This window comes from Pseudomonas sp. 2FG, from assembly GCF_005502935.1.
GTDB lineage: Bacteria > Pseudomonadota > Gammaproteobacteria > Pseudomonadales > Pseudomonadaceae > Aquipseudomonas.
Genome location: NZ_SCMP01000009.1, coordinates 36,782 through 62,390, shown reverse-complemented (window position 1 = coordinate 62,390; position 25,609 = coordinate 36,782). Strand labels below are relative to the sequence as shown.

The window sequence follows — 25,609 nt, the reverse complement described above, 5'->3', positions numbered from 1 at the left end:
CGTTTCTTGCTGCTGCCTGCCAAAGGAGAAAGCCCAGGGGGCGCTTCCCGCGGCATTTCACTCATGGCCAACACGCGGGAAGCCGCTTGCCTGTGCACGCCTGAGACTTGTACCGGCCTGCCAAGCACTGGGCGGATGGCAGCGACGATCAAAATCCGTGGCAGCCAGATGCAAGAATTGGATTGCCATCCGGGCATTAATATCACCACGCTGTCAGTTCGTTAGAGGAGACCCAACGTGAGCGATCAAACCAGCCGTTTCTGGCACCCCATGCTGCACCCCAACGAGATGAAGCAGCGCGAACCCATCCGCATAGTGCGCGGTGACGGCTGCTACGTATTCGACGATAAAGGCCACCGCCTGGTAGACGGGGTTGCCGGCCTGTGGAACGTCAACGTCGGCCATAACCGCGCCGAAGTGAAGGCCGCCATCACCGCCCAGCTGGATGAGTTGGAATACTTCCAACTATTCGACGGCGTCAGTCACCCGCGCGCCGAAGAGCTGTCGCGCCAGGTGATCGACCTGCTGGAGCCGGAAGGCATGCGCCGTGTGGCGTTCAGTTCCGGCGGCTCCGACTCGATCGAAACCGCCCTGAAACTGGCGCGCCAATACTGGAAGCTGGAAGGCCAGGCAGACCGCACCAAGTTCATCTCCCTGCGCCAGGGCTACCACGGCACCCACTTCGGCGGCGCCTCGGTCAACGGCAACACGGTATTCCGCCGCAACTACGAGCCGCTGCTGCCGGGTTGCTTCCACGTCGATACCCCGTGGCTGTACCGCAACCCCTACAGCCAGGACCCGGAAGAGCTGGGCAAGATCTGCGCCGATATCCTCGAGCGCGAAATCCTCTTCCAGAGCCCCGATACCGTAGCGGCCTTCATCGCCGAGCCGATCCAGGGCGCCGGTGGCGTCATAGTGCCGCCGGCCAACTACTGGCCGCTGATCCGCGAGGTCTGCGACAAGTACGGCGTGCTGCTGATCGCCGACGAAGTGGTCACCGGCTTCGGCCGCAGCGGCTCGATGTTCGGCAGCCGCCTGTGGGGCGTCAAACCCGACATCATGTGCCTGGCCAAGGGCATCACCTCGGGTTACATCCCCCTGGGCGCCACCGTGGTCAACGAACGTATCGAGGCGGCCTTCGACAAGAACAGCAACTTCACCGGCGCGATCATGCACGGCTACACCTACTCCGGCCACCCGGTCGCCTGTGCCGCCGCCCTCGCCTGCCTCGATATCGTCGTCAAGGAAGACCTGCCGGCCCAGGCCGCCAAGATGGGCGACTACATGCTGCGCAGCCTGCTGCCCTTCGCCGAGCGCTTCGCCGCGGTAGGCGAAGTCCGCGGCAAGGGCCTGATGATCGCGCTGGATCTGGTCAGCGACAAAACCAGCCGCGAGCCCATCGACCCCATGGGCGGCTACGCCAACCGCGTGGCCCAGATCGTCCGAGACAACGGCGTCATGGTGCGCCCGGTCGGCACCAAGATCATCCTGTCGCCACCGCTGGTGATCCAGCAGGAGCAGGTCGATGCCATAGTCGACGCCCTGGCCATAGGCTTCGGCGAAGCCCGCCTCTAAGCACCACCACTGGAGCGCAGATCCCTGCGCTCCAGCCTTAACCTCGATGCGCGCGAGCTCGACCTCTACGCCGAATGGGCGATTGGCGAACACCTGATGATCAGCCCGCTGATCGTCCTCTACCAGCCCGATAAGGATGCGAGCAACGGCGGCAATCAGGTCGCTGGCAACGGCACCAACGTCTACAGCCAGCTGACGGTCGCAACCTTTTTCTAATCCAGCGTTCAAGGCTCTGTCTCGCAGAAGCGAGTGGCCTGTTTGGCTAGTTCAATGACTTAAGGAGACTCGGGACAAGGCGCTAATTCAGGGTGCGACGACCTTTCTGGATGCCCGCCTGCGCGGGCATGACGTTTGCTTTTGTAGGAGCGAGCTCCTACAAGTTTTGCGTTTGCCGTGACCTGTTTTATTTGCCCAGAGAAACAGTGAATGCCTATGAATCAGCACATCCTCCTGCCCCAGGCCAACGAGCTCGGCCAGCGCTGTATCCATGCCTTCACCAGCCTGGTGCCGGCCTCGCTGTGCGCGTTCTATCGGGTTGACGAACGGCTGGAAGCTCAGGATTTCCTGCTCTACCGGATGACGGCGCAGATGCATCGCGCCTACCTCGAGCACTATCGCCACCTGGACCCCTTGAAGCCGCTCAACTGCGCCGCCAGCGGTCGCTCGGTGGTGTCCTTGCAGCTGGGCAGCGCGCAACAAGGGCGCCGCGACACCGAGCTGTATCAGGGCTTCCTGCAACGCAACGGCGTGTGCGATGTGGTGGAGATCATCGCCCTCGACAACCATAGGCCCATCGCCGGGCTGTCGATGCTGCGCGATGCCAGTCTTGGCCGCTTCAACCCCAACGAGCTGGCCGCCCTGCATGCCTTGCAAGGGCTGCTGGAATTGGCCGCACGCAGCCCGTTCGAACACCCTGACAGGAGCACGGATGAACGACTGCAAGGCCTGACCAGCCGCGAGCGCGAGATCGCCCTGCTGCTGCGTGACGGCGTCTGCAATAAAACCCTCGCCCAACGCCTGGAAGTCGGTTTGCCAACCGTCAAGACGCACCTGATCAATCTATTTCGCAAGGTCGGTGTGCGTAACCGTACCGAACTGGTCGGCGCGCTTTTCCTCTGAGCTGCCGTTTTCAGCTAGCACAGGGCGCGAACCCGCCCGAGAACGCCACCGCCAGTATCGGCAGGGACTCAACCATCCGGTTGATAGGCAGGGACTAGTCGTCGGCAGAACATGGGGCATCTCTCACTCACCCAGGAGAACCCCATGAGCAAACAACCCGAATGGATCACCGTCGGCGCCCTGGCCGACGGCTTCGCCGCCGATAACCATATCCTGCCCGGCCTCGACGACCTGGCCGGCAAATCCTTCACCCTGCACTTCGCCAATGGCTGGCAGATCGAGCACCGCTTCGAGGCCAAAGGTCTGAGCTGGAAGATGGCCGACGGCAGCGCCGAGGGTGAGGCCGAATACCGCGCCACCTCGGTTCGCCCAGGCATTTATCTGGTGGACTTCCTCAAACCGGAAGACGGCCGCAGCCTGTCCGTCAGCCTGGTGTTGGACATCGCCAATGCCGCGTTCACGGCGGTAATCGGCAAGCTGCCGACGCAACAGGAAAGCAGCGGCGACCTGTTCAGCCGAGCCCTGTCCGGCGCCGAACTGACCACGGTCAAGGCCGAGTTCTTCCACGGCAGCCTGGATCGGCCCTACAGCGAAAACTGCTGCCCGCACGCCCTGACCCGTGAGCTGCTTGGCTTGCGCAATCAGTACGTCTACAGCGCGACCGAGACCTACGAGCACGTCTACCTGAACGAAAACTTCTACAGCTGGCAGTGCCTGCAAGGCGTCGAGCAAGGCCTGGCGGACACCGACCGCTGCCACTACTACAAGATCGCCGAGCAGCTGTACCTGTTCGTCTGGCGGGAAAAGATAGTTCCCACCCTCGGCCTGGTGCTGATCGACCTGGCAGCGGGCAAGACCGACGGCAAGATCTTCGGCTACCAAGGCGCGGACTTCAGCCGCGCCTCGAACTTCGCCGTAGGCGCCCTCGCCTATGTGCTCAATAAAACCGACTATCGCTAAGGGGGGAACGGCATGACTCTGGGTCTGGATCTCGAGCGGGTCTCTGCCCGCTACCAAGCAGAACTGCAGCTGTTCGCCGAGTGCCACCCGCGCTCCGCTGAGCTGTATCAGGAAAACCTCAAGCATTGGCTCTACGGCGCGCCGCTGCACTGGATGCAGCAGTGGCCCGGCCTCTACCCGATCATGGTGGCCGACGCCCAGGGCGCGACCCTGACGGATGTCGATGGCAACAACTACGTCGACTTCGCCCTCGGCGACACCGGCGCCATGTTCGGCCACGCCCAGCCGGCGGTGGCCGCTGCCATCAGTCATCAGGTCCGCCACGGTTCTACCCTGATGCTGCCCACCGAGGACAGCCTGTGGGTCGGCAAGGAACTGGTACGCCGCTTCGGCCTGCCCTACTGGCAGGTGACCACCTCGGCCACCGACGCCAACCGCTTCGTCCTGCGTCTGTGCCGGATGATCAGCGGGCGCGAAAAGATCCTGGTGTTCAACTGCAACTACCACGGCAGCGTCGACGAATCCCAGGTTGAGTTCGACGCCGCGGGCCAGATGATTCCCCGCGAAGGCGTGCACGCCAACGGCCTCAAGCATGACGCCACCACCCGCCTGGTCGAGTTCAACGACCTGCCGGCCCTGGAGGCGGCGCTGGCCCATGGCGATATCGCCGCGGTACTCACCGAACCCTTTATGACCAACGTTGGCATGGTGCCGCCGGCGGACGGCTTCCACGCCGGCCTACGCGAACTGACCCGGCGCTACGACGTGCCCTTGGTGATCGACGAGACCCACACCATCTCCTGCGGGCCGTCCGGCTATAGCGGCGAACACGGCTTGGAGCCGGACTTCTTCGTGCTCGGCAAGTGCATCGCCGGCGGCATTCCCACCGCCGTGTGGGGCGCGAGCCAAGCCATGGCCGAGCGCATCTGGCAGGTGCTGCCGCACTTCCAGCCGGGCCAGGCGATCAACCACTTCGGCTTCGGCGGCACCCTGGCCGGCAACGCCCTGCAGATGGCCGCCATGCGCGCCACCTTCGGCGAGGTCATGACCGCGGCCAACTACGCGCACATGACCGCCCTGGCCGAACGCCTGCGCGAAGGCGTGCAGGCGCTGATCGACAAGCACCGCCTGCCCTGGCACGTGACCCGCATCGGCGCCCGCGTCGAATACCTGTTCATGACCCATGCCCCGCGCAACGGCGGCGAGGCGCACCACGCCCGTCACGGTCTGATCGAGGCGTACCTGCACCTCTATCTACTGAACCGCGGCGTGCTGCTGACGCCCTTCCACAACATGCTGCTGATGTGCCCGGCGGCGACTGCGGAAAATGTCGACCTGCATAACCGCCTGCTCGATGAGTGCCTGACGCAGGTCACCGGCTAACAGCCAATGCGCTGTGTAGGCGTGAGCAGAACTCTCGCCTACGCAGCAAACAAGAAGGGTTTTCCTATGACACTCGATTTTACCGGCCGTGTCGCGCTGGTGACCGGCTCGGGTCAGGGTATTGGTCGCGCCATCGCCCGGCTATTCGCGCAGCAAGGCGCCAAAGTGCTGGTGGCCACCCGCACCGCCGCCAGCGGCGCCGAAACCCTGAGACTGATTCGTGAGGCCGGCGGTACGGCCGAGCTGATCGCCATCGACCTCGGCAGCCGCGCCGCCGCCGAGCAGGCCGTGGCCGCTGCACTGGAGGCCTTCGGCCGCCTGGACATCCTGATCCATAACGCCGCGCTCTTCCCGCTGCACGACCTGGCCAGCCTGCCGGACGACATGCTCGAGGCGACCCTCGCGGTCAACCTGAAGAGCTGCTTTTGGCTGACCCAGGCGGCCCTGCCCTCGCTGCGCGCCACAGGCGCCGGCCGGATTCTGATCACCTCCTCGGTGACCGGCCCACGCACGGCGATTCCGGGGTTGGCGCATTACGCCGCGTCGAAGGCCGGCGTGAACGGTTTTATCCGCGCCGCCGCCCTGGAGCTGGCGCAACACGGCATCACAGTCAACGGCGTCGAGCCTGGCCTGATCGCCACCCCGGCTATGGCCAACTTCGGCGACGCGACGGCGCTGACGCGAATGGCCGCGAATATCCCGCTGAAACGCCTGGGCAGCCCGGAAGATATCGCCCAGGCCATGCGCTTCCTGGCCTCGCTCGAGGCCGGTTATATCACCGGGCAAACCCTGGTGGTCGATGGCGGCGCCCTGCTGCCGGAAAACGCCCAACTAAACGGCTGAAGCCCTCAACGCCGCCACTGGATAGCCAACTGCTCGCTGCTGGCCATCCGCTGCAAATGCTCGGCTACCACCTCTTGCAGGTGGGCCAGTTCCTGTTCGTCGGGAGTCTCCAGCGTCAGCCGCAGGCCCGCATCGATGACCTGCAACAGGCAACGCGCGGGATCAAACTTGATTTCGCCCCGCTGCGCGTCGTAATCGACCGCGAACTTATGACTCCAGTGCTTACACAGACGATTGATATAGCGGCTGGCCGATTCGGTGCTGACATCGGTGTGAGAACTGTACATGGCGAATCCTGCGCTTCTAGATTGTGGGAAACCTGCCCTTTGGGCTTGCCAACGTTAACATATTAATTGATTGTGTCAGCCCTCATTCGGCCCCAGCCAAGCACCGCACTACTGCTTGACTCGCTACCTGCCAGCAGGCATGGATAGGCTAGAAAACCCGAGAAAGTGGAGCCTGGCGTTTATGGATATCGCGATTGCAACCGCCGAAACCCTGCCCCGGATCAAGGGTTTTCATGCCCATGTCTACTTCGATGCCCAGACCCTGGAGCAGGCGCGGGCGCTGTGCCAGACCGCGGCGCGGCTGTTTGCGCTGAAGATGGGACGCATGCACGAGCAATTGGTCGGCCCGCACCCGGACTGGAGCTGCCAATTGGCGTTCAAACCCGAGCTGTTCGGCGAGCTGATTCCCTGGCTGGCGTTCAATCGCAATGGCCTGGTGGTGCTGATCCACCCGGTCACCGGCAACGACCTGGTCGACCATCGTGACCGGGCCATGTGGATGGGGGCGGTCCGCCCGCTCGACCTCTCGACATTGACGGAAGAACCCGGCCAGTACGATCTTTGACCGGCGGCCTTGCTCGGGCTCAAGCCGCCCCGCTGTGCGGCTGCCCGTCCCAATGCGGGTCGCCCGCCAAGCGTTCGATGAGAAAATCGAGCATCGCCCGCAGGGCCGGCGTCATGTGTCGGCGCGAGCTGTACAGCGCGTAGATGCCCAGCTCTTCTGCGCGATAGTCGTCGAGCAGGCTCACCAGTTGCCCACTGCGCAGCAAGGGTGCCGCCGAATAGAGCGGCTGCAGGCTGATGCCGGCCCCCGCCACGGCGGCTTCCAAGAGCACGCTGGATTCATTCGCGCTGAGATTGCCGCCCACGGGCACGGCGACCGGCTCGCCGTCCTTCTCGAACTGCCAGAGGCTGCGGCCGAAATAGGAGTAAGTCAGGCAATTGTGCCGGACCAACTCCTCCGCGCGTTGCGGCGAGCCATGGGCGCGCAGATAGGCCGGCGCGGCGCAGACCACCGAGCGGCACACCGCCAATTTGCGCGCGATCAGATTCGGGTCCAGTTGATTGGTGATGCGCAACGCCAGGTCGATGCGCTCTTCCACCAGGTTCACCGCCTGGCTGCCCAGCAGCAGATCGACGGCGGTGCCGGGGTAGCGTCGCAGGTAGTCGCTGACCGCGGCGGCCAGCCAGCTGACGGCGAAGGAGTGGCTGCAGGTCAGGCGCAGGGTGCCGCGCGGCGCCTCGGCGGCATTCAAGCCGCTGGCCTGCATGCCGTCGGCCAGTTCGAGCATCTGCCGGCAGCGCGGCAGGATCTCCTCGCCTATCCCGGTCAGGCTCAGTTTGCGCGTGCTGCGGTGCAGCAGGCGCGCGCCGACCCAGCTCTCCAGCTCGGCCAAATAGCGCGACACCATGGCCCTCGACATGTCCAGCCGCTCGGCGGCGGCCGTCTGGCTGCCGCGCTCGACCACTTCGACGAAAACCCGGCTAGCGATAAGGCGATCCATGACTAGCTCGATCCACGCAATTAACTAGCGCGGATAATACGGCTTTTTGCTCGCTTTCAAGCAACTAACATAGCCGGCACCTTATCCCTGCACTGGAGTTTCAATATGCTTAGCCTCGGAATGCTCCGCACTCTGCTCGTTACCGCCGCCTTGTTCGGCACCGCTGCCGCCAGCGCCAGCGAGCGGCCCCTGCACTTGCAGGTATACAACCCCGGCGAGGCCGCGATCTTCCCGGTGTCCTCCGAACTGATCAGCGGCGAACACGACGCGGTGCTGATCGACGCGCAGTTCGCCCGCAGCGATGCGCAAAACCTGGTGCAGCTGGTCAAGGCCAGCGGCAAGCGCCTGACCACCATCTACATCAGCCACGGCGACCCGGACTTCTACTTCGGCCTCGATGTGCTCAAGGCCGCCTTCCCTGACGCGAAGATTCTCGCCACCCCACAGACCATCGCGCATATCGAGCAAACCCAGCGGCTCAAGCTGGATTACTGGGGCCCGATCCTCAAGGCAAACGCACCCCAGCAGTTGATCGTGCCGCAGCCACTGCAAGGCGACAGCCTCAGCCTGGAAGGCCAGCAGTTGAAGGTCGTCGGCCTCGATGGCCCCACCCCGGAGCGCACGGTGGTCTGGATTCCGGCGCTGAAAGCCGTGGTCGGCGGTGTCGCGGTCGAGAGCAATCTGCATGTCTGGACCGCCGATACCCAGAGCCAAGCCTCGCGCCAGGCCTGGCTGGCCTCGCTCGACCAGATCGAGGCGCTCAAGCCCGAGGTGCTGGTGCCTGGCCACTATCTGGGTAAAGGGCCGCAGACCCTGGCTGCGCTGCAGTTCACCCGCACCTACCTGAAGACCCTGGAAGCCGAACTGCCCAAGGCCAAAGATTCCGCCGCGCTGGTCGCCGCGATGAAGCGCCACTACCCGAGCCTGGCCGGCGAAGCCGATCTGGAACTGAGCGCCAAGGTGCTCAAGGGCGAGATGCAGTGGCCCTGAGTCAAACCCACAGAGAAGAGGAAACCCCCATGTCCCCCGCCACCCTGCACTATATCTACGACCCGCTCTGTGGTTGGTGCTACGGCGCCGCGCCATTGGCGAAGGCGGCCGGCGCAGTGGCCGGGTTGCGCATCGCGCTGCACGGTGGCGGCATGCTAATCGGCGCCAACCGGCAGTCCGGCAACGAGCATTGGCGCAACCATGTGCTACCGCATGACCGGCGCATTGCCGCCCTCAGCGGCCAGCCCTTCGGCGCCGCCTACTTCGACTGTCTATTGCGCGATAGCGGCGCGGTGTTCGACTCGGCAGCGCCAACCGCCGCCACCCTCGCCGCCGAGGCGCTCGGCGGGTCTGGCCTCGCGCTGCTCGGGCGCATCCAGCAGGCCCACTATGTCGAGGGCCGGCGAGTCGCCGAGGTGGCCGTCCTGCAGGAACTGGCGGCAGAATTCGGACTCGCGCCCGAAGCCTTCCGCGATGAACTGCAGCGCCAGGGCGGCGAGCCGCTCGCCAGGCACTTCGCCGACAGCCGCCGCTTGCTGCAAGCAATCGGCGGCAGCGGTTTCCCCAGCTTCGCCCTGGAGCGCGATGGGCGCTTCCAACGGCTGGATGCCAGTCGCTACCTCGGCCGCGCCGAGGACTGGCAGACGCATCTCGAAGCACAGATCGCCGGCACCGCGTAACCGCGCGGTGGACTCCCGGCGCTTACCGGCTCAACGACCTGCCCCTGCTGTTGCAGCGGGCACGTCCTAGCGTTCAGCCCGTCGAGATCAAGGCCTTGAGCATCATCTTGAAGGTATCGACCTGGTCTTCGCTAAAACTCGCGAAGACCTTGTCCTGCTGCTCACGCGCGATATCCCAAAGCGCCTCGGTCTGCTCGATGCCCTCCCGGGTCAAGCCGTAGCCGGCCTGACTGTCGACGACCAAGTCCTTGCGCTTGAGGATTTCCACTGCTTGCTCGATCTCGCGCATGGGCATGGCGACTTCGCGCTGGAGCTCGGCCATGCCAAGGTTGGCATCGCTCTCCAGCACCATCAGCATGCGCGCCTCGCTGGTACGCAGCCCGGTGGACAGCTGTTTTGGCTGGTAGTCAGCCTGGTAGCAGCGCACGGCCTGAGTCATCAGGTAATACAGGTTTTGGCTGAGCCGCCCCTGCAGCGCACTGGGCGTTGTGCAATCGCTTTTCTTAGCCATGCGGCTATGCGGCAGGACCATCGAATACGCGCCCTGGTGATAGAGCAGCGGCGAACGCCCGAGGTCATCGAATGCGAGGACTTTGCCGATCAGGATCCAATGATCGCCGCCGTCTAGCTGCTGGTACTTCTCGCACTGAAAGCGTGCCGAACAGTCGGGCAACAAGGGCGCGCCGCCATCCCCCAGCTCATAGGTGACTCCCGCGAACTTGTCGTCCTTGGGCCGCGCGAACTGGTTGGACAGCTCGATCTGATCCGCCGCGAGGATGTTCACGGCGAAGTGCGAGGCTTGCTCGAACACCTCGCAACTGTTGGAGCGCTTGTCGAGGCTCCAGAGCACCAAGGGTGGATCCAGTGACACTGAGTTGAAGCTGTTGGCCGTCACACCGACCTTGGCACCCGAGGGGGTAGCGGCAGTGACTATTGTGACACCCGTGGCGAAATTACCCAGGGCTCGGCGGAAGGCACGCGGATCGAAACCCGCTTCAGTTGTAGCCGTCATGGTGGCTCCTAGCTGCCGACTCTTTCGCTCGGCAGGTCGTTGTTGTCTTAGCCTCGAGCCGCACAGGGCTTGATCGAAGCAGGCTTAGGCACTGGCGGGTTGCACGCTCAAGGTGCAAGCCTCGCCACTCGATAGGGAGAAGCCCGGACTTAGGCTTCGTTCGGGAGGCCGAGCCAGCCCGGCGCTCCGTCAGACCATTGCGTCAGACCATAGTCGGATCCGGCTCCATGCCCATCAGCTCGCGGCCGAGGATCTGCGCGCAGACATCGTAGTCGGTGTAAGCGTGTGCGCCGGTCATGTGCGAATCACGGAACAGACGCTGCATTTCGCTATGTTCGAACCAACTGTTGCCGCCAGCAGCCTCGAACAGGCGATCCACCGCCTGGATGCACATCTTCACCGCGTAGCCCTGGTTGGTACGCCAGCAAGCCAAGGTCTCGCGGCTCGGGTACTGATGGCCCGCGCCATGCTCGGCGTGCTCTTCCCAGGTTTTCTCCATGAAGGCGCGGGCGGCGGCGACCTGATGGGTCGACTCGGCCAAACGCATCAGCGCCGGGGTGGCGGTGCCGACATTGGCGCCGGTGTAAGCGCGGACACGGTTCTGGGCCTTTTCCTTGAAGGCGACCAGCATGCGCTCGGCAATACCCAAGCTGACGGCGGCAAAACCACTGGCGAAGTAAGGACGATAGGGGGTGTAGTAGATGTTGCTGTCCGGATACAGGCCGAAGCCGGCAGAGCGACCTTCCATCATGTCCTTGGCCGCTTCGATGCGATGGTTGGGGACGAAGGCATCCTTGATGATCAGGGTCTTCGAACCGCTGCCTTTCATCCCTGCCGCGAACCAGTCATCACGGATTTCATAGTCGGAGCGCGGGATCACGCCGAAGCTGTAGATCGGTTCGCCTGCGCTGTTTTTGCGCCGGAAGCCGACTATGGCCCACTCGGCATGGTCGCAACCGCTGCTCCAGCCCATTTCGCCATTGAGGATCACGCCGCCGTCAGTCTCTTCGGTGCGTCCAAAGGGCGCAATGCTGCTACTGGCGGTAGCGTCCGGGTTCTCCCGCCATACTTCATCCTGCAATTGCTTGGAGAACATAGCCAGTTGGTGGCTGTGGGTGCAGAGCAGGCTGAAGGCCCAAGCAGTACCGCCGCAGGCGCCGGCCAGTGCCGCGACACAGTCGGTGAATTCCGGCAGTGAAATTTCCAGGCCCCCATACGCCCTCGGCTGAAATGCACGATGCATGCCGATGCCTTTGAGCAGCGCGATGTTTTCGCTGGGCGCCTTGCGATCCTGTTCCGCCCGTTCGGCATTGGCGGCGATGGCTGGCAGGATGGCCTTCAGATCTTCGAGGAGGGGGTTTGGCTTTTTCATATTCAGGCCCTACTTATTGTTGGTTTCTCGATCGCTTGCCAGCCCTTTGCCGGGTCTCGCAGCACCCCCTCGAATCGGCTGATTTGCAGCCGGTGAAAGAGGCGTTCCTAGTGGATACGGGAACAGAGTGTGACTGCATCAAGCAGATTCTAAAATGTAACTTCCAAACCATTGATTGTATTTTTCATGGTGCAACGACGAGCAGATCAAGGCTTGTTTTCGCCTGGTCGCTGGCCTATGAACACAATCCCGGCAAGGGATGCGGGCCAACCCAAGCGGGTTGATTAACATCTAAACAAAATCCCGAATAATCATTTACCATGCCACTCTCCATTTCCCATTTCCCATTTCCCATTTCCCATTTCCCAGTCCCGAGCACCGTGAGCAACTCAACCACTCGAGCCAGCAATGCCTGGCCAGCCGCCATTCGTGCGCTACGGCATCGCAACTTCCGCCTGTACTTCGCCGGCCAGGCCATCTCCACCCTGGGCAGTTGGATCCAGCAGGTCGCCCTGGCTTGGCTGATCTATCGCCTCACCGGCTCGGCGGCACTACTGGGTGTCGCCACCTTCGCGGCCTTGCTCCCGCAATTGCTGGTCGGCCCCTTGGCCGGCGCCTGGATCGACCGCCACGATAAACGGCGCCTGCTGATCCTGGTGCAAGGCCTGCTCGGCATCCAAGCCATAGGCTTGGCCGTGCTGACGGCCTTGAACGCCATAGGGCCGACGCTGATCCTGTGCATGTCGGCCCTGCTCGGCGTGCTCAATGCCTTCGACACCCCCTTGCGCCAGTCGCTGCTCAGCCGCTTCGTCGGCCACCAGGACGACTTGCCGAACGCCCTGGCGCTGAATGCCACCTTGTTCAACTCCTCGCGCTTTATCGGCCCGCCCCTGGCCGGCCTGCTGCTCGGCTTCAGCAACGAGGCGGTCTGTTTCTCCCTCAACGCCCTGTCCTACCTCGGCCTGTTGCTGGGTTTGCTGTTGATCCGCATGGAGCCGTCACCACGGGCGCAGGGCTCGATGAGCAGCGTGTTCCGCGAGGGGCTGGCGTACATCACCGCGGACTCGACCATCCGCCTGCTGATCATCAGCGTGATGATGGTCAACCTCACCGCCTCCAGCTATGCCGTGCTGCTGCCGGTGTTCGCCAAGGACATCTTCGCCGGCGACGCCACCACCCTCGGCTGGCTCTGGGGGGCCGCCGGTTGCGGCTCACTGGTCGCGGCGCTGTTTCTCGCCACGCGCCAGGCCTTGCCCGGCCTGGTGTCGGTGATCATGGCCGGCGCCATTGCCAGCACCCTGGCGCTGCTGGTGTTCGCCGCCAGCAGCCAGCTGACGCTCTCGCTGCTGGCCATGGCCGTGCTCGGCTTCGGTATTTCCACCAGCAACGTCGGCACCAACATGCTGCTGCAGAGCCTGACGCCGGAACAGCTGCGCGGCCGGGTGGTGTCCTTCTACACCTCGACCCGCTTCGGCTTCGACGCCATCGGCGGCCTGCTCGCCGGGCTACTGGCCACCCGGTTTGGCGCACCGCTCACCCTGGCTCTCGCCGGCGCAGTACTGCTGGTGTATTGCCTGTGGTTATTCCCGCGGCAGCGCAGGCTCGGCGTGCGGATCAAGGCGTCATAGCGGGCCTTACAGACGCCTGTCGGAGCGGATGACGTTTAGCACGGCAGGCAGGATCAAATTGCCGGCAGGCGCAGACAATCTTTGTCGCCCGGCAGGCTCTTTAATGGATGCCGGCCACCGCTCAACAGGTCAGCGCCTATGACCGCCTTCTATCAGCCCCCATTACCGCCACGCCTGTTCCTTGTCGCTGTCTTTGCGCAGGCGATATTCGCCCGGCGTGATGCCGGCGTTGCGGGTGAAGAAGCGGCTGAAGTAGGCCGGATCCTTGAAGCCCAGCTGGTAGCAGATCTCGTTGGCCGAGCTGCCGGTGAACAGCAGCAGGCGTTTGGCCTCCTGCATCAGGCGGTCGTAGATCAGCCGCTTGGACGGCAGGTCGGCGATGCGCCGGCAGACATCGTTGAGCCGGGCCTCGGTCACGCCCATCTGCTCGGCGTAGCGCGTCAGCGACCAGTGCTCCTGGTAATGCGCTTCGATCAGGGCATTGAAGCGATGGAAAATCTGCAGATCCTCCTGCCGGGCCGGCTGAGCCTTGAGCGAGTGGGACGAGAGCCGCAGCAAGCTGATGAAGATCAAGCGGGTCAAAGCCGCCAGACTCAGCTCGCGGCCGGCACGGTCCGCCGCGAACTCGCTACGCAACTGATCGAACAACAGATTGAGGCGCTCCACCTCCTCCGCGAATGGCTCGCCCAGCTCACCGATGGCCACGCACACCGGGCCGATCTGCGGGCCCTCGGCCAAGCCCAGCTCGGCTTCCAGCAAGGGCCAGACCAACTGCTGACGCACGGTCAGCACATGGCCGTCGCTATCCGCGTCGGTGACGAAGGCGTGGGGGATGGTCGGCGGCGTCAGGAAGAACATCGGCCCCTGCTGGTGGTACTGCTGCTCGTCGAGGTAGACCCGCACCGCGCCACTCTTGACGTAGTGCACCTGGAAAAACCGATCATGCCGGTGCACCGGCATGTTGCGCCCGAAGAAGTCGGCCAGCTTGCCGAGCGCCTCGTAATGCACGTCGGCATCGGCATAACGCTGGTCATAGACCTGGCCGATGTTGATGTTCGGAATCGGTTGCTGCTCACGCATGGCGAAGCCCCCAGCACCTCGGCCGCTCTGTCTAGCCAGCATAAAAGCATAAATAGGCGAACGGCGCTTGACGATTATTAATATGTTAATTATAAAGTTCACATGTTAATGAAATACACCCTCTTGAGCATGCCGACGCTTCTTTGCGGCACTGCTCTTTTTTATCACTGGAGAAACCGAGCATGCGTCGCGCAGCAGTCGAAGTGAACGGCAACCACCACCCGGCCACGGTCGATCCACAAGGCCGGCTGCAGATCGCTGGGCTCGGCCAATTCAGCCCGGAGCAAGTGCGCTGGCAGGCGCCTGTCAGCGGCACCATGTTCGGCATCGCCCTGAACTATCGCGGGCTGCTGCACAGCCGCCTGGACGAATTTCACCAGCCGCCCTATCAGAAACCACCGGTCAAACCGGTGCTGTTCATCAAGACGCCGAATACCCGCAACGCGCACAACCAGCCGGTGGTCTTTCCCAAGGACGTCGAGCGCCTGCAACCAGGTCCAGCGCTGGGTGTGGTGATCGGTAAAAAGGCCAGCCGCGTGAGCCTGGAAGAGGCCATGCAGTACGTCGCCGGCTACTGCATCGTCAACGAGTTCAGCCTGCCGGAAGACAGCTACTACCGCCCGGCGGTCAAGGCCAAGTGCCGCGACGGCTTCTGTTCGGTCGGCCCCTGGGTGGTCGATGCCGCGGACATCGTCGACCCGCACAACCTGCCGATCAAGCTCTACGTCAACGGCCAGCTGCGCCAGGAGAACAACAGCTCCGGGATGATCCGCAGCATTGCCCTGCTGATCGCCGAGCTCAGTGAATTCATGACTCTCAACGAAGGCGATCTGCTGATCACCGGCACCCCGGAGGGCCGCGTCGATGTGCAGCCGGGTGATGTCGTCGAAGTGGAAATCGACGGCATTGGCCGTCTCAGCAACACCGTGGTCGCGGAATAAGGAGCCGGAAGATGAAACACGCACGCATCCGCCATCAGGGCGAAACCTTCAACGTCAGCGTCGAAGCCGGGAATGCCGTACGCCTGGCCGATGGTCGCCTGCTCGCCGAAGACCAGGTCGAGTGGCTGCCGCCGGCGACCGGCAGCATGTTCGCCCTCGGCCTGAACTACGCCGACCACGCCGCCGAGCTGGCCTTCACGCCGCCGACCGAGCCGCTGGTGTTTATCAAGGCGCCGAACACCTACACCGGCCACAACCAAGTCACCTGGCGCCCGGACAACGTCGCCTATATGCACTACGAGTGCGAGCTGGTGGCGGTGATCGGCAAACCGGCGCGCAACGTCAAGCGCGCGGACGCTCTGGACTACGTGGCCGGCTACACCGTCTGCAACGACTACGCCATCCGCGATTACCTGGAGAACTACTATCGGCCGAACCTGCGGGTGAAGAACCGCGACTGCACCACCCCGGTCGGCCCCTGGATAGTCGACGCCGGCGATGTTGCCGACCCGTCGCGGCTCAAGCTGCGCACCTGGGTCAACGGCGAGCTGCGCCAGGAAGGCTCGACCGCCGACATGATCTTCGACATTCCGTACCTGATCGAATACCTGTCCAGCTTCATGACCCTGCAACCGGGCGACATGATCGCCACCGGCACCCCCGAAGGCCTGGCCGATGTGGTCCCGGGCGACGAGGTGGTGGTGGAAGTGGAAGGCGTCGGTCGTCTGGTCAACCGTATCGTCAGCGAAGCCGAGTTCTTCGCCCGTAAACAAGAGGCATGAGCACAATGATCAAGCACTGGATCAACGGCCGCGAGGTCGAAAGCAAAGACATCTTCGTCAACTACAACCCGGCCACCGGTGAGGCCATAGGCGAAGTCGCCAGCGGCGGTGCCGAGGAAATCGCCGCCGCCGTGGCCGCGGCCAAGGACGCCTTCCCGAAGTGGGCCAACACCCCGGCCAAGGAACGCGCCCGCCTGATGCGCAAGCTCGGCGAGCTGATCGACCAGAACGTACCCAAGCTGGCCGAACTGGAGACCCTGGACACCGGCCTGCCGATCCACCAGACCAAGAACGTGCTGATCCCGCGCGCCTCGCACAACTTCGACTTCTTCGCCGAAGTCTGCACCAACATGAACGGCCATACCTATCCGGTCGACGACCAGATGCTCAACTACACCCTGTACCAGCCGGTGGGGGTCTGTGGCCTGGTGTCGCCGTGGAACGTGCCATTCATGACCGCCACCTGGAAGACCGCGCCCTGCCTGGCGCTGGGTAACACCGCGGTGTTGAAGATGTCCGAGCTGTCACCCTTGACCGCCAACGAGCTGGGCCGCCTGGCGGTCGAAGCCGGGATTCCGGCCGGCGTGCTGAACATAGTGCAGGGCTACGGCGCCACCGCCGGCGATGCCCTGGTCCGCCACCCGGACGTGCGCGCCATTTCCTTCACCGGCGGCACCGCCACCGGCAAGAAGATCATGCAGACCGCCGGCCTGAAGAAATACTCCATGGAGCTGGGCGGCAAGTCGCCGGTGCTGATCTTCGAAGATGCCGATCTCGAGCGGGCCCTGGATGCCGCGCTGTTCACCATCTTCTCCTTGAACGGCGAGCGTTGCACCGCCGGCTCGCGGGTCTTCATCCAGGAGAGCGTGTATCCGCAATTCGTCGCCGAGTTCGCCGCCCGCGCCAAACGCCTGATTGTCGGTGATCCGCAAGACCCGAAGACCCAGGTCGGCTCGATGATCACCCAGGCCCACTACGACAAGGTCACCGGTTATATCCGCATCGGCATCGAGGAAGGCGCCAAGCTGGTGGCCGGCGGCCTGGAGCGCCCGGCCAACCTGCCGGCGCACCTGGCCAAGGGTCAGTTCATCCAGCCCACGGTGTTCGCCGACGTGAACAACCAGATGCGCATCGCCCAGGAAGAGATCTTCGGCCCGGTGGTCTGCCTGATCCCGTTCAAGGACGAAGCCGAAGCCCTGCAATTGGCCAACGACACCGAGTACGGCCTGGCCTCCTATATCTGGACCCAGGACATCGGCAAGGCCCACCGCCTGGCCCGCGGCATCGAAGCCGGGATGGTGTTTATCAACAGCCAGAACGTCCGTGATCTGCGCCAGCCGTTCGGCGGCGTGAAGGGCTCGGGTACCGGCCGCGAAGGCGGCGAGTACAGCTTCGAAGTGTTCGCCGAGATCAAGAACGTGTGCATCTCCATGGGTAGCCACCACATCCCGCGCTGGGGCGTGTAAACCAGGATAGATGGCAGCCGCACAGCCCTGCATAGGGCGCAGGACGACTCATACTCGACAATGAGCCGGGCCCATAAAAAGCGGCTGCTTTGCCGAACGTGCAAACAGTCATAACAATCCAGAGGCTGCGCCAGTCGCAGACCCCGCTACAAGGAGAACCGCCATGGGCGAAGTCGTCCTAGCCGCCAAGATCTGTCACGTTCCCTCGATGTACCTGTCCGAGTTGCCCGGCAAGCACCACGGCTGCCGCGAAGCGGCGATCAACGGCCACAAACTGATCGCCCAGCGCGCTCGTGAACTCGGGGCCGATACCGCAGTCGTGTTCGACGTGCACTGGCTGGTCAACAGTGCCTATCACATCAACTGTGGCGAGCATTTCGAAGGCATCTACACCAGCAACGAACTGCCGCACTTCATCAAGGACATGACCTACGCATACGACGGCTGCCCCGAACTCGGTGCACTGATCGCCGAAGAGGCCAATGCCGCCGGCGTGCGCAGCATGGCGCACAACATCCCCAGCCTGGAGCTGGAGTACGGCACCCTGGTGCCGATGCGCTACATGCATATGGATGTACCGCCGGAGCAGCATTTCAAGGTCATCTCCATCGCCGCCTGGTGCGCCTGGCACCGTCTGGAGGACAGCCTGGCCTTCGGTGCCGCGGTGCGCCGCGCCATCGAGAAGAGTGACCGCAAGGTGCTGGTGCTGGCCTCCGGCTCGCTGTCGCACCGCTTCTCCGACGACCGCAACGCCGAAGCCAACCTGAACAACTGGACCCGCGAATTCGACAAACAGGTCGACATGCGGGTGGTCGAGCTGTGGCAGCAAGGCCGCTTCAAGGAGTTCTGCGCCATGCTCCCGGACTACGCCGAGCACTGTTACGGCGAAGGCAAGATGCATGACACCGCGATGCTGCTTGGCCTGCTCGGCGGCCCGGAATACACCGGCAAGGTCGAGGTGGTCACCGAGCCCTTCGGCAGCTCCGGCACCGGCCAGCTCAACGCCATCTTCCCGCTCTGACCCGTAGGGTGGATGGCGCTTCATCCATCCACCTTGCAGCCGCGACCGTCATGCACTCCGGCGGATGAACACAGCGTCATCCGCCCTACAGGAGGTTCCTGTGCCCCATTTCATCGCCGAATACTCCGCCAACCTCGAAGCCGAAGCGGATCTGCCCGGCCTGTTCGAGAAGGTCCATGCCTGCCTGGGCGACAGCGGCGTGTTCCCCCTCGGCGGCATTCGCAGCCGCGCCGTGCGCATGGACTGCTTCCGCATGGCCGATGGCAAGCACGACTACGCCTTCGTACACATGACCCTCAAGGTCGGCGCCGGACGCGATCTGGATACCCGCCGCCAGGTCGCCGAGCAGTTGTTCGAGCGGATCAAGGCGCACTTCGCCGAGCTGCAAGCCAGACGTCTGCTGGCGCTGTCATTCGAGATGACCGAGCTGGATGCCGAGCTCAACTACAAGCACAACAACATCCACGCCTTTCTGAAGGGCCAGGCGAGCTGATTCCGCCCTGCCCTGTTTCATTCAGCTGAGCCGGCCCGCCGGCCGAAGGAAATTGCCATGCTCGACCACTCCATCATCCAACAGGCCGCCGCCCGCCTCGACGCCGCCGAACGCTCGCGCCAGCAGGTGCGCCAGTTCTCCCTCGACTATCCGCAGATCAGCATCGAGGATGCCTACGCCATCCAGCGCGCCTGGGTCGCGCAGAAGATCAAGGATGGGCGCAAGCTGGTCGGCCACAAGATCGGCCTGACCTCGCGGGCCATGCAGGTGTCCTCGAACATCACCGAGCCGGACTACGGCGCGCTGCTGGACGACATGCTGTTCGAGGAAGGCAGCGATATTCCCTTCGAGCGCTTCATAGTGCCGCGGGTGGAAGTGGAGCTGGCGTTCATCCTCGGCAAGCCGCTGCGCGGGCCGAACTGCACGATTTTCGACGTGCTGGATGCCACCGAGTGGGTGATCCCGGCACTGGAGATCATCGATGCGCGGATCCAGCAGGTCGACCCGGACACCCAGGTCACCCGCAAGGTCTTCGACACCATCTCCGACAACGCCGCCAACGCCGGCGTGGTCATGGGCGGGCGCGCCGTGCGCCCGGGCGACATCGACCTGCGCAAGGTGCCGGCGGTGCTCTACCGCAACGGCGTGATCGAGGAGTCCGGGGTCTCCGCCGCGGTGCTCAACCACCCGGCCAAGGGCGTGGCCTGGTTGGCCAACAAGCTGGCGCCCTATGACGTCACCCTGGAGGCCGGCCAGGTGATCCTCGGCGGCTCCTTCACCCGTCCGGTGGCGGCCAGTCCGGGCGACACCTTCCACGTCGACTACGACCAGCTCGGCTCGATTTCCTGTCGCTTCGTCTGAGGTAAGCCGCCATGCAACTGCCCATCAACAGCTTCAAACAACGCCTCGCCAGCGGCCAGGCGCAGATCGGTCTGTGGCTCGGCTTGGCCGATCCCTACAGCGCCGAGCTGGCGGCCAACGCCGGCTTCGACTGGCTGCTGATCGACGGCGAGCATGCGCCCAATGACCTGCGCAGCCTGCTCGGCCAACTCCAGGCAGTAGCGCCCTACTCTAGCGAAGCCGGGGGCAGTCACCCCATCATCCGCCCGCCGGTGGGTGACCCGGTGCTGATCAAACAGCTGCTCGATATCGGCGTCCAGACCCTGCTGGTGCCCATGGTCGAGTCCGCCGCACAGGCCGCCGAACTGGTGCGCGCCATGCGCTATCCGCCGCACGGCATCCGTGGGGTGGGCAGCGCCCTGGCGCGGGCGTCGCGCTGGAACAGCATTCCCGGCTACCTGGATCATGCCGACGAACAGATGTGCCTGCTGGTGCAGATCGAGAACCTCGAGGGTCTGGCCAATCTCGATGCGATTGCAGCGGTCGCAGGCGTCGACGGCGTGTTTATCGGCCCGGCCGACCTCTGCGCCGCCATGGGCCATCGCGGCAACCCTGGCCATCCGGAGGTTCAAGCCGCGATCGAAGACGCCATCGCCCGGGTCCGCCGCGCCGGCAAGGCTGCCGGCATCCTCTCGGCCGATGAAAAGCTCGCCCGTCGCTATCTCGAGCTCGGCTGCGCCTACGTCGCCGTCGGCGTCGACACCAGCCTGCTGATGCGAGCCCTGCAGAACCTGGCCGCCAACTTCAAGAATGCCCCGGCGCCGGTCAATGGCGGCGGTGGCGTGTACTGACCCGTATTGAGACCCAAGCATGAAACTCAACGATCTGAATCTCCTGCGCGAGCAGGCCTATGTGAACGGCGAATGGATCGAAGCCGATGACAGCGCCCGCTTCGCCGTGCACAACCCGGCCAATGGCGAGTTGATCGCCGAAGTCGCCTCCCTCGGCCGTGCGGAAACCGCCCGCGCCATCGCCGCCGCAGAAGCCGCCTGGCCGGCCTGGCGCGACAAGACCGCCAAGGAGCGTGCGACCATCCTGCGCCGCTGGTTCGAGCTGATCCTGGCCAGCCAGGAAGACCTGGCGCGGCTGCTCAGCTGGGAGCAAGGCAAGCCGCTGGCCGAGAGCCGGGGCGAGATCGCCTACGGTGCCAGCTTCATCGAATGGTTCGCCGAGGAAGCCAAACGCGTCTATGGCGACGTGATCCCCCACGACAAGCAGGGCCGCCGCCTGGTGGTGATCAAGCAGCCGATCGGGGTGGTGGCCGCCATCACGCCCTGGAACTTCCCCAACGCCATGATCACCCGCAAGGTCGGCCCGGCGCTGGCCGCCGGCTGCACCGTGGTGCTCAAACCGGCCTCCGAGACGCCGTTGTCGGCGCTGGCCCTGGCCGTGCTCGGCGAGCGCGCCGGTATCCCGGCCGGGGTGTTGAACATAGTTCCGGGCAAAAACGCACGGGAGATCGGTACCGAGCTGACCGGCAACCCCAGCGTGCGCAAGCTGTCCTTCACCGGCTCGACCGGCATCGGCAAGCTGCTGATGGCGCAGTGTGCCGAGACCATCAAGAAGGTCAGCCTGGAGCTGGGCGGCAACGCCCCCTTCATCGTCTTCGACGACGCCGATCTGGATGCGGCGGTGCAAGGCGCCCTCGCCTCCAAGTTCCGCAATAGCGGGCAGACCTGCGTGTGCACCAACCGCCTGCTGGTGCAGAACGGCATCTACGACGAATTCGCCCGCCGCCTGGTCGCGGCCGTCGAGGCGCTCAAGGTCGCCCCGGCCAGCGAGGAAGACGCTCAGCAAGGCCCGCTGATCAATGCCAAGGCGGTGGAAAAGATTCAGCAGCATATCGACGACGCGCTCGGCAAAGGCGCCACCCTGCTCGCCGGTGGCAAACCGCACGTACTGGGCGGCAGCTTCTTCGAGCCGACGGTGCTGGGCGATGTCACCGCCGCGATGCTGGTGGCCCGCGACGAGACCTTCGGCCCGCTGGCGCCGATCTTCCGTTTCGACAGCGAAGCCGAGGCCATAGCGCTGGCCAACGACACCGAGTTCGGCCTGGCCTCCTACGTCTACACCCAGAACCTCGGCCGCGCCTGGCGCGTCGGCGAGGCCCTGGAATACGGCATGGTTGGCATCAACGAAGGGCTGATCTCCACCGAAGTCGCGCCCTTCGGCGGCATCAAGCAGTCGGGCCTGGGCCGCGAAGGTTCGCACTACGGCATCGACGACTATATCGAACAGAAGTACCTGTGCCTGGGCATCGCCTGATGCCCCATACGGGGTTCGGGCGTACTGCCCGAACCCCGTCGCTTCAAGTCAGGGCTTGACCTGCTTTAGCTCGTTCAACAACCCCAGCAGTTGTTGCAGCTTCTCATTGCCCAGTTGCTCCTGGATCTTCTGGTAGTTCGCCTCCATGCCCTCGCTCATCGAGTCGAAGCACTGCTGCCCCTGATCGGTCAGGCTGATATAGACCCGGCGTTGGTCCTGCGGCGCCTTACGCCGGACAACTATGCCATCGCGCTCCAGGCGAGCCAGCACACCGGTCATGCTCGGTTTCAGAATGCAGGCCAGTTCGGCAAGCTGGTAACTCTCCAGCTCACCCTGCTGGCGCAGGATACGAATCACCCGCCATTGTTGTTCGGTCAAGCCATGTTGGTTGAGCAGCGGACGAAAGAAGCTCATGGCCGCCTCGCGGGCTTGCAGCAGGGTCAGGGTCAGGGACGGTCTAGGTGTCGGCATGGGGTACGCGGGTTGAGGTTGTGGGTTCATGAAGAGTTTAACGAAGTTTGCCGCCGTGATCAGGCCCCTGTGGAGGAATATCCTCGATCAAGGGCTAGTCCGGGCCTGCTTCAAACTCTGCCACAGCCTATCGACGGCCAGTTTCTGCTCTGGAGAAAGCTTCTCCAGGAAATACAGACGGCGTCGATCCGCCTGGCCCGGCACCAGCAGCGGTTGTTCCTTGGCCAGCTGAGCCAGTTCCGGCGACTTGCTCGACAGCGGCGAATAGAACAGGGTCGCCAGGGAGTTGCGCCGAGCATTGTCGGGCTGCAGCAGGTAATCGATAAAACGATAGGCCAGCTCCGGATGCGCCGCGTCAGCGGGTATGGCCAAGCTGTCGATGAATACCAGTGCCCCTTCTTCCGGAATCTGATAACGCAGCGACGGCCTCGCTTTGGCTGCGGTCAGGGCGTGCCCGACCCAGGCCATGGCGACGCACAACCGCCCTTGGGACAAGTCTTCGATATAAGCTTCATTGTCCAGGGAGCCTATCCGTCGACCCAGCTCCAGCAAGGGTTTGCCCGCTCGCCCGATCTGCCCCGCACTGCTGCGGGCCAAGCTTTTACCCTGGTAATTCAGCCACAGCGATAGCGTTTCCTCCGGTGCATCCAGCAAACCGATGCCACAGCCCGCCAGACGGGCACTCTGCTGCTCATCGAACAGCAGGCTCCAGCTGTTCGGCAAGGGTCCGCCGAATGCCTGCTCCGCCAGTTCGGGATTGGTCACCAAGCCCACAGTGCCCCACAGATAAGGCACGACATAGCGGTTGGCGGAATTGAACCCGGCCAGCATGGCCAGCAACTCGGGATCGACGCTGGCGTAGTGCGGCAACTGGTGCATATCCAACGCCTGCAAGCGCCGGTCCTTGATCAGCCGGGCGAGCTGGAAATGCGACGGCACTACCAGATCGAAATGTTCGCCACGAGTGAGTGCCTGGTCGAGTTCATCCGCTGCGGTGAAGGTTTGGTAGTCAACCCGCACACCCGTGTCGCGCTGGAAGTTTTCCAGCACCCCGGGGTCGATATAGTTCTTCCAGTTGAGGACACGCAGCACCTCTTGCGCCTGGACGCTGAATGCAACTACGCCCAACAGCACGAGCAAAGACAGACGCCTCATCGGTTCCCTCCAGAGATTGCAAGATTAAGGTGCCAACCGCCACTGCAGCGGTTGGCTTGCCTGGCATTAGAGAGACTCGGTGAGGGCACGTCTTGTACCTGGCTGCCGCTGGACTTGTTCCTGGATGCCGGGAGCGTTAGAGCCTGTTCATGATCTCGCGAGCTAAGGTCAGGCAAGGCGAAAACAGGCGAGGAAGCGGAGTTTACGAGTGGTAAATGAGCATTCCGAGCCTGTTTTCAACGCCGCATGGCCGACGCGCAGCAGATCATGAACAGGCTCTTAGTCCGTCAGGCGGATCTCGAAGTGGCGCTTCTTGCCCAGGCTGAGGAGCCAGCCGCAACCGTCACGCGGCAGAGCGGTATCGACATTGACCACGCTCACGCCATCGAGCCGCACCCCCCCTCCCGCCGCCAGTCGCCGTGCCGCCCCCCGGGATGGCTGCAAGCCGGCCGCCACCAGCAGGTCGGTCAACGACAGGCCGCGCTGCAGGTCGGCGCAGCTAAGCGGCACAATCGTCAGCCCCTCGCGCATGGCGCCGTGCTCGAACAGCCCGCGCGCCGCCGCCTCGGCAGCCCGTGCGGTCTCCTGGCCATGGGCCAGGGTCGTGGCCTCGTTGGCCAGCACGATTTTCGCCTGGTTCAGCTCGGCGCCCGGTAACGCCGCCAGGCGATTCACCTCGTCCAGCGGCAGTTCGGTAAACAGCGCGAGAAAGCGGCCGACATCGCGGTCATCGCAGTTGCGCCAGAACTGCCAGAAATCGAAGGGCGCCAGCTTGTCGGCGTTCAGCCAGACCGCTCCCTGCGCCGATTTACCCATCTTGCGCCCATCGCTGGTGGCCAGCAGCGGCATGGTCAGGCCATACAGCTGGGTGCCGCCCTGGCGCCGCGACAACTCGACGCCGTTGATGATGTTGGCCCACTGATCGGCGCCGCCCAATTGCAGGGTGCAGCCATGCCGACGCGACAGTTCGACGAAATCGTGGGCTTGCAGCAGGGTGTAGCCAAACTCCTGGAACGACAGCGAGTGCTCGCGGTCCAGGCGCTGGCGCACGGCATCGAAGGTCAGCAGGCGATTGATCGAGAAGTGCCGCCCCACCTCGCTGAGAAACTGCAGGTAGCCCAGGCCATCGAGCCAGTCGGCGTTGTCCACCACCAAGCCGTCGCCAGGCCCATCGCCCAGCGTCAGGTAGCGGCCGAAGGTCTGGGTGATTCCGGCGATGTTCTCGACTATCTGCGCTTCGCTGAGCATCGGCCGGCTCTCATCGCGAAAGCTCGGATCGCCGATGCGCGTGGTCGCCCCGCCGATCAGCAGAATCGGCCGATGCCCGGCCTTCTGCAGCCAGCGCATCAGCATCAACCCCTGCAGATGGCCGACGTGCAGACTGTCGGCGGTGGCATCGAAACCCAGGTAGACGGTCAGCGAGCCGCTATCCAGCTGCGCGCTCAGGCCTTGCAGGTCGGTGCATTGATGGATGAAGCCGCGCGCCTGCAACAGGGCGATCAGGTCGTGATGGGGTGAGGGCATTGCAGTCTCCTTGGGAATGAACGATCACCAGAGGAGACAAGGAGCAAGAGTAGTTCCGATCCGCCTCAGGCGGATCGGAATGCACGCAGCATCTACCGCCTCGAATGAGCGAGTAGATAAGCGTAATAAGCGTTGAGGGAAATCGTTAACCTGTTCA

25 protein-coding genes and 1 pseudogene are annotated in these 25,609 nt (G+C 63.9%); 18 read left to right on the top strand and 8 right to left on the bottom strand.

Annotated features, from left to right (window positions below):
* The first annotated feature begins 237 nt into the window (after nucleotides 1-237).
* The 6 genes and pseudogenes from FFS13_RS10965 to FFS13_RS10940 all read left to right on the top strand — a co-directional run bounded on the left by FFS13_RS10965 (nucleotide 238) and on the right by FFS13_RS10940 (nucleotide 5,880).
* The gene (locus tag FFS13_RS10965) at nucleotides 238-1,575 is read left to right on the top strand and encodes an aspartate aminotransferase family protein (protein ID WP_137819134.1); all 1,338 of its coding nucleotides are present in this window, start codon (nucleotides 238-240) and stop codon (nucleotides 1,573-1,575) included.
* A gap of 27 nt (nucleotides 1,576-1,602) precedes the next feature.
* Nucleotides 1,603-1,791: pseudogene (locus FFS13_RS10960) on the top strand (hypothetical protein); the annotation flags it as partial.
* Between the two features lie 216 nt (nucleotides 1,792-2,007).
* Nucleotides 2,008-2,694 carry a helix-turn-helix transcriptional regulator gene (locus FFS13_RS10955; protein ID WP_137819247.1) on the top strand — a complete coding sequence of 229 codons (687 nt, stop codon included), beginning with the start codon at nucleotides 2,008-2,010 and terminating at the stop codon, nucleotides 2,692-2,694.
* Nucleotides 2,695-2,838: 144 nt separating this feature from the next.
* Nucleotides 2,839-3,654 carry a molybdenum cofactor biosynthesis F family protein gene (locus FFS13_RS10950; protein ID WP_137819133.1) on the top strand — a complete coding sequence of 272 codons (816 nt, stop codon included), beginning with the start codon at nucleotides 2,839-2,841 and terminating at the stop codon, nucleotides 3,652-3,654.
* 12 nt (nucleotides 3,655-3,666) lie between these two features.
* A complete protein-coding gene (locus FFS13_RS10945) occupies nucleotides 3,667-5,037 on the top strand; it encodes an aspartate aminotransferase family protein (protein WP_137819132.1) in 1,371 nt (456 codons plus the stop codon).
* A 66-nt stretch (nucleotides 5,038-5,103) separates the two neighbouring features.
* The gene (locus FFS13_RS10940) at nucleotides 5,104-5,880 is read left to right on the top strand and encodes an SDR family oxidoreductase (RefSeq protein WP_137819131.1); all 777 of its coding nucleotides are present in this window, start codon (nucleotides 5,104-5,106) and stop codon (nucleotides 5,878-5,880) included.
* 5 nt (nucleotides 5,881-5,885) lie between these two features.
* Here the strand turns inward: FFS13_RS10940 and FFS13_RS10935 are convergent, their stop codons facing one another.
* Nucleotides 5,886-6,167: a DUF2218 domain-containing protein gene (locus FFS13_RS10935; protein WP_137819130.1), complete on the bottom strand. Its 282-nt coding sequence runs from the start codon at nucleotides 6,165-6,167 to the stop codon at nucleotides 5,886-5,888.
* Nucleotides 6,168-6,348: 181 nt separating this feature from the next.
* Here FFS13_RS10935 and FFS13_RS10930 point away from each other — a divergent pair, with 181 nt between their 5' ends.
* Entirely contained in the window at nucleotides 6,349-6,732 is a 384-nt protein-coding gene (locus tag FFS13_RS10930; RefSeq protein ID WP_137819129.1) for a DOPA 4,5-dioxygenase family protein, read from the top strand.
* 19 nt (nucleotides 6,733-6,751) lie between these two features.
* Here FFS13_RS10930 and FFS13_RS10925 read toward each other — a convergent pair whose 3' ends face one another.
* The gene (locus tag FFS13_RS10925; protein ID WP_137819128.1) at nucleotides 6,752-7,672 is read right to left on the bottom strand and encodes a LysR family transcriptional regulator; all 921 of its coding nucleotides are present in this window, start codon (nucleotides 7,670-7,672) and stop codon (nucleotides 6,752-6,754) included.
* A 120-nt stretch (nucleotides 7,673-7,792) separates the two neighbouring features.
* On the opposite strand from FFS13_RS10925, the gene FFS13_RS10920 reads away from it, so the two are divergent.
* Nucleotides 7,793-8,662: an MBL fold metallo-hydrolase gene (locus FFS13_RS10920; protein ID WP_218568615.1), complete on the top strand. Its 870-nt coding sequence runs from the start codon at nucleotides 7,793-7,795 to the stop codon at nucleotides 8,660-8,662.
* A 29-nt stretch (nucleotides 8,663-8,691) separates the two neighbouring features.
* Complete coding sequence (locus FFS13_RS10915; RefSeq protein ID WP_137819126.1) at nucleotides 8,692-9,342, top strand: DsbA family protein; 651 nt, start codon at nucleotides 8,692-8,694, stop codon at nucleotides 9,340-9,342.
* 73 nt (nucleotides 9,343-9,415) lie between these two features.
* On the opposite strand, the gene FFS13_RS10910 is transcribed toward FFS13_RS10915, so the two are convergent.
* A complete protein-coding gene (locus FFS13_RS10910) occupies nucleotides 9,416-10,354 on the bottom strand; it encodes a p-hydroxyphenylacetate 3-hydroxylase reductase component (RefSeq protein ID WP_137819125.1) in 939 nt (312 codons plus the stop codon).
* Nucleotides 10,355-10,556: 202 nt separating this feature from the next.
* Entirely contained in the window at nucleotides 10,557-11,726 is a 1,170-nt protein-coding gene (locus tag FFS13_RS10905; protein ID WP_137819124.1) for a p-hydroxyphenylacetate 3-hydroxylase oxygenase component, read from the bottom strand.
* A 380-nt stretch (nucleotides 11,727-12,106) separates the two neighbouring features.
* Here FFS13_RS10905 and FFS13_RS10900 point away from each other — a divergent pair, with 380 nt between their 5' ends.
* Nucleotides 12,107-13,354 carry an MFS transporter gene (locus FFS13_RS10900; RefSeq protein WP_256657871.1) on the top strand — a complete coding sequence of 416 codons (1,248 nt, stop codon included), beginning with the start codon at nucleotides 12,107-12,109 and terminating at the stop codon, nucleotides 13,352-13,354.
* 162 nt (nucleotides 13,355-13,516) lie between these two features.
* Here the strand turns inward: FFS13_RS10900 and hpaA are convergent, their stop codons facing one another.
* Nucleotides 13,517-14,434, bottom strand: coding sequence for a 4-hydroxyphenylacetate catabolism regulatory protein HpaA (hpaA, locus tag FFS13_RS10895; RefSeq protein WP_137819122.1), 918 nt, complete (start codon nucleotides 14,432-14,434; stop codon nucleotides 13,517-13,519).
* Nucleotides 14,435-14,751: 317 nt separating this feature from the next.
* On the opposite strand from hpaA, the gene FFS13_RS10890 reads away from it, so the two are divergent.
* The 8 genes from FFS13_RS10890 to FFS13_RS10855 all read left to right on the top strand — a co-directional run bounded on the left by FFS13_RS10890 (nucleotide 14,752) and on the right by FFS13_RS10855 (nucleotide 22,302).
* Nucleotides 14,752-15,375, top strand: coding sequence for a fumarylacetoacetate hydrolase family protein (locus tag FFS13_RS10890; protein ID WP_218568614.1), 624 nt, complete (start codon nucleotides 14,752-14,754; stop codon nucleotides 15,373-15,375).
* A gap of 11 nt (nucleotides 15,376-15,386) precedes the next feature.
* Entirely contained in the window at nucleotides 15,387-16,157 is a 771-nt protein-coding gene (locus FFS13_RS10885; protein WP_137819120.1) for a fumarylacetoacetate hydrolase family protein, read from the top strand.
* A gap of 5 nt (nucleotides 16,158-16,162) precedes the next feature.
* Nucleotides 16,163-17,623, top strand: coding sequence for a 5-carboxymethyl-2-hydroxymuconate semialdehyde dehydrogenase (gene hpaE, locus FFS13_RS10880; protein WP_137819246.1), 1,461 nt, complete (start codon nucleotides 16,163-16,165; stop codon nucleotides 17,621-17,623).
* A gap of 163 nt (nucleotides 17,624-17,786) precedes the next feature.
* Complete coding sequence (gene hpaD / locus FFS13_RS10875; protein WP_137819119.1) at nucleotides 17,787-18,644, top strand: 3,4-dihydroxyphenylacetate 2,3-dioxygenase; 858 nt, start codon at nucleotides 17,787-17,789, stop codon at nucleotides 18,642-18,644.
* A 100-nt stretch (nucleotides 18,645-18,744) separates the two neighbouring features.
* The gene (locus FFS13_RS10870) at nucleotides 18,745-19,137 is read left to right on the top strand and encodes a 5-carboxymethyl-2-hydroxymuconate Delta-isomerase (RefSeq protein WP_137819118.1); all 393 of its coding nucleotides are present in this window, start codon (nucleotides 18,745-18,747) and stop codon (nucleotides 19,135-19,137) included.
* Nucleotides 19,138-19,194: 57 nt separating this feature from the next.
* Complete coding sequence (gene hpaH, locus FFS13_RS10865; RefSeq protein WP_137819117.1) at nucleotides 19,195-19,998, top strand: 2-oxo-hept-4-ene-1,7-dioate hydratase; 804 nt, start codon at nucleotides 19,195-19,197, stop codon at nucleotides 19,996-19,998.
* Nucleotides 19,999-20,009: 11 nt separating this feature from the next.
* Nucleotides 20,010-20,828, top strand: a complete 819-nt coding sequence (gene hpaI, locus FFS13_RS10860) for a 4-hydroxy-2-oxoheptanedioate aldolase (RefSeq protein WP_137819116.1) — start codon at nucleotides 20,010-20,012, stop codon at nucleotides 20,826-20,828.
* 19 nt (nucleotides 20,829-20,847) lie between these two features.
* On the top strand, nucleotides 20,848-22,302 hold the full coding sequence (locus tag FFS13_RS10855) for an NAD-dependent succinate-semialdehyde dehydrogenase (protein WP_137819115.1): 1,455 nt from the start codon (nucleotides 20,848-20,850) through the stop codon (nucleotides 22,300-22,302).
* Nucleotides 22,303-22,350: 48 nt separating this feature from the next.
* Here the strand turns inward: FFS13_RS10855 and hpaR are convergent, their stop codons facing one another.
* The 3 genes from hpaR to tyrS all read right to left on the bottom strand — a co-directional run bounded on the left by hpaR (nucleotide 22,351) and on the right by tyrS (nucleotide 25,452).
* Nucleotides 22,351-22,773, bottom strand: a complete 423-nt coding sequence (hpaR, locus tag FFS13_RS10850) for a homoprotocatechuate degradation operon regulator HpaR (protein WP_137819114.1) — start codon at nucleotides 22,771-22,773, stop codon at nucleotides 22,351-22,353.
* A gap of 87 nt (nucleotides 22,774-22,860) precedes the next feature.
* Nucleotides 22,861-23,928 carry an extracellular solute-binding protein gene (locus tag FFS13_RS10845; protein WP_137819113.1) on the bottom strand — a complete coding sequence of 356 codons (1,068 nt, stop codon included), beginning with the start codon at nucleotides 23,926-23,928 and terminating at the stop codon, nucleotides 22,861-22,863.
* A 279-nt stretch (nucleotides 23,929-24,207) separates the two neighbouring features.
* Complete coding sequence (tyrS, locus tag FFS13_RS10840) at nucleotides 24,208-25,452, bottom strand: tyrosine--tRNA ligase (RefSeq protein ID WP_137819112.1); 1,245 nt, start codon at nucleotides 25,450-25,452, stop codon at nucleotides 24,208-24,210.
* Between the last annotated feature and the right edge of the window lie 157 nt (nucleotides 25,453-25,609).

Bases quoted from the DNA above. Each gene is read 5' to 3' on its own strand.
- FFS13_RS10925 (WP_137819128.1), bottom strand. From the start codon at position 7,672: ATGGATCGCCTTATCGCTAGCCGGGTTTTCGTCGAAGTGGTCGAGCGC.
- hpaR (WP_137819114.1), bottom strand. From the start codon at position 22,773: ATGCCGACACCTAGACCGTCCCTGACCCTGACCCTGCTGCAAGCCCGC.
- FFS13_RS10935 (WP_137819130.1), bottom strand. From the start codon at position 6,167: ATGTACAGTTCTCACACCGATGTCAGCACCGAATCGGCCAGCCGCTAT.
- FFS13_RS10945 (WP_137819132.1), top strand. From the start codon at position 3,667: ATGACTCTGGGTCTGGATCTCGAGCGGGTCTCTGCCCGCTACCAAGCA.
- FFS13_RS10905 (WP_137819124.1), bottom strand. From the start codon at position 11,726: ATGAAAAAGCCAAACCCCCTCCTCGAAGATCTGAAGGCCATCCTGCCA.
- FFS13_RS10930 (WP_137819129.1), top strand. From the start codon at position 6,349: ATGGATATCGCGATTGCAACCGCCGAAACCCTGCCCCGGATCAAGGGT.
- FFS13_RS10940 (WP_137819131.1), top strand. From the start codon at position 5,104: ATGACACTCGATTTTACCGGCCGTGTCGCGCTGGTGACCGGCTCGGGT.
- FFS13_RS10845 (WP_137819113.1), bottom strand. From the start codon at position 23,928: ATGAGGCGTCTGTCTTTGCTCGTGCTGTTGGGCGTAGTTGCATTCAGC.
- hpaE (WP_137819246.1), top strand. From the start codon at position 16,163: ATGATCAAGCACTGGATCAACGGCCGCGAGGTCGAAAGCAAAGACATC.
- FFS13_RS10920 (WP_218568615.1), top strand. From the start codon at position 7,793: ATGCTCCGCACTCTGCTCGTTACCGCCGCCTTGTTCGGCACCGCTGCC.
- FFS13_RS10885 (WP_137819120.1), top strand. From the start codon at position 15,387: ATGAAACACGCACGCATCCGCCATCAGGGCGAAACCTTCAACGTCAGC.
- FFS13_RS10915 (WP_137819126.1), top strand. From the start codon at position 8,692: ATGTCCCCCGCCACCCTGCACTATATCTACGACCCGCTCTGTGGTTGG.
- FFS13_RS10890 (WP_218568614.1), top strand. From the start codon at position 14,752: ATGTTCGGCATCGCCCTGAACTATCGCGGGCTGCTGCACAGCCGCCTG.
- FFS13_RS10950 (WP_137819133.1), top strand. From the start codon at position 2,839: ATGAGCAAACAACCCGAATGGATCACCGTCGGCGCCCTGGCCGACGGC.
- hpaH (WP_137819117.1), top strand. From the start codon at position 19,195: ATGCTCGACCACTCCATCATCCAACAGGCCGCCGCCCGCCTCGACGCC.
- hpaD (WP_137819119.1), top strand. From the start codon at position 17,787: ATGGGCGAAGTCGTCCTAGCCGCCAAGATCTGTCACGTTCCCTCGATG.
- FFS13_RS10855 (WP_137819115.1), top strand. From the start codon at position 20,848: ATGAAACTCAACGATCTGAATCTCCTGCGCGAGCAGGCCTATGTGAAC.
- hpaI (WP_137819116.1), top strand. From the start codon at position 20,010: ATGCAACTGCCCATCAACAGCTTCAAACAACGCCTCGCCAGCGGCCAG.
- FFS13_RS10910 (WP_137819125.1), bottom strand. From the start codon at position 10,354: ATGACGGCTACAACTGAAGCGGGTTTCGATCCGCGTGCCTTCCGCCGA.
- tyrS (WP_137819112.1), bottom strand. From the start codon at position 25,452: ATGCCCTCACCCCATCACGACCTGATCGCCCTGTTGCAGGCGCGCGGC.
- FFS13_RS10955 (WP_137819247.1), top strand. From the start codon at position 2,008: ATGAATCAGCACATCCTCCTGCCCCAGGCCAACGAGCTCGGCCAGCGC.
- hpaA (WP_137819122.1), bottom strand. From the start codon at position 14,434: ATGCGTGAGCAGCAACCGATTCCGAACATCAACATCGGCCAGGTCTAT.